We start from the raw sequence: 1,242 nt of genomic DNA, 5'->3' as shown, positions 1-1,242 counted from the left end.
TGAGGTGGTCTAGTCGAGGCGCACAGAAACAGGACGTATATTTCCTGAGTCATGACCGCAAAAAAGAGCAAGACTATGCCGGATAAGCGGCGCAAATACGACGATGCATTCAAAGCCGAGGCGTTGCGCTTGGCAACCGAAAGCCGGAGCACGCAGGCGGCGGCGCAGCAACTGGGCATCAGCCCCAAGTTGCTCTACCGTTGGCAGCAAGCGCAGCTTGTGGCCGAAGTAGGCAGTGTCGAGGTGGCGCGTGACCCGGAAGTGCGCGCCCTGCGGGCCCGTTTGAAGCGGACCGAACAGGAGCTCGACATTTTAAAAAAAGCCTTGGTCATCTTCGGCCAGCCGATCCGGTGAGCGCCTACCAGCACATCGCCCAGCGCCAGGCCCAGGTGCCGGTGCGCCAGCTCTGCTACGCGTTACACGTGGCCCCCAGCGCCTACTACGCGTGGCAGCGGCGCCAGCTGCCCGCCCCGGAACCAGCTTGGCAAGTAGCTGTCCGGACAGAATTTAAGTGGCATTCCGCCCGCTATGGCACCCGTCGGTTGCGGGCCGAACTGCAGGCCCAAGGCCACTTGGTGGGCCGCTGGCGCATTCGACGGACGCTGGCCGCCGCCGGTCTGCGCGCCCAGCAGCCCCGCTCATTTGTGCCCCGCACCACCGACTCCGACCCCAACGTGCGGGCGGCTCCCAACCGCTTGCTGGGCCAGCCAGCCCCCACCGCCCCGAATCAGGTTTGGGTGGGCGACATCACCTACCTGCCTAAACAGGGCGGCGGTTGGCTGTACCTGGCCACCTGGCTGGACCGCTACTCGCGCAAGGTGGTCGGCTGGGACGTACGCGAATCCATGCCCGAAGACCTGGTCAGCGAGGCGCTCCGCCGCGCCCTGTCCGTGCGTCAGCCAGCAACTGGGCTGGTGGTCCATTCCGACCAGGGCAGCCAGTACGCCGCTACCAACTTTAAGGCCTTAGTGGCGCGCCACGAGGCGGTGCAAAGCATGAGCCGCCGAGGAAATTGCTACGATAATGCCCACGCCGAATCCTTTTGGAGTCGACTCAAAACCGAACTGCTCGACGGCGGCAGCTTCCGCAATCTCACGGAAGCGCGGCTGGAAATCAGCCATTATCTCGCCTATTACAACGCCGAGCGCCGGCATTCGGCCCTCGGCTATCTTGCCCCCAATCACTTCGAAACCCAATTTCAAACCACGTCCCAACTCTGTGCGGCCTAGCTAGACCACCTCA

General features: G+C 63.5%; 2 protein-coding genes. Both read left to right on the top strand.

Annotated features, from left to right (window positions below):
- Window positions 1-51: 51 nt before the first annotated feature.
- Window positions 52-354 carry a transposase gene (locus ABD842_RS13790; RefSeq protein WP_345114951.1) on the top strand — a complete coding sequence of 101 codons (303 nt, stop codon included), beginning with the start codon at window positions 52-54 and terminating at the stop codon, window positions 352-354.
- A complete protein-coding gene (locus ABD842_RS13785; RefSeq protein WP_345114949.1) occupies window positions 351-1,229 on the top strand; it encodes an IS3 family transposase in 879 nt (292 codons plus the stop codon). The genes ABD842_RS13790 and ABD842_RS13785 overlap by 4 nt, the downstream gene beginning before the upstream one ends.
- Window positions 1,230-1,242 lie beyond the last annotated feature (13 nt).

Source organism: Hymenobacter algoricola (assembly GCF_039539525.1).
In the GTDB taxonomy this organism is placed as follows: Bacteria; Bacteroidota; Bacteroidia; order Cytophagales; family Hymenobacteraceae; genus Hymenobacter; species Hymenobacter algoricola.
The sequence above is the reverse complement of the archived record's forward strand: the minus strand, read 5'-3'. Positions and strand labels throughout refer to the sequence as shown.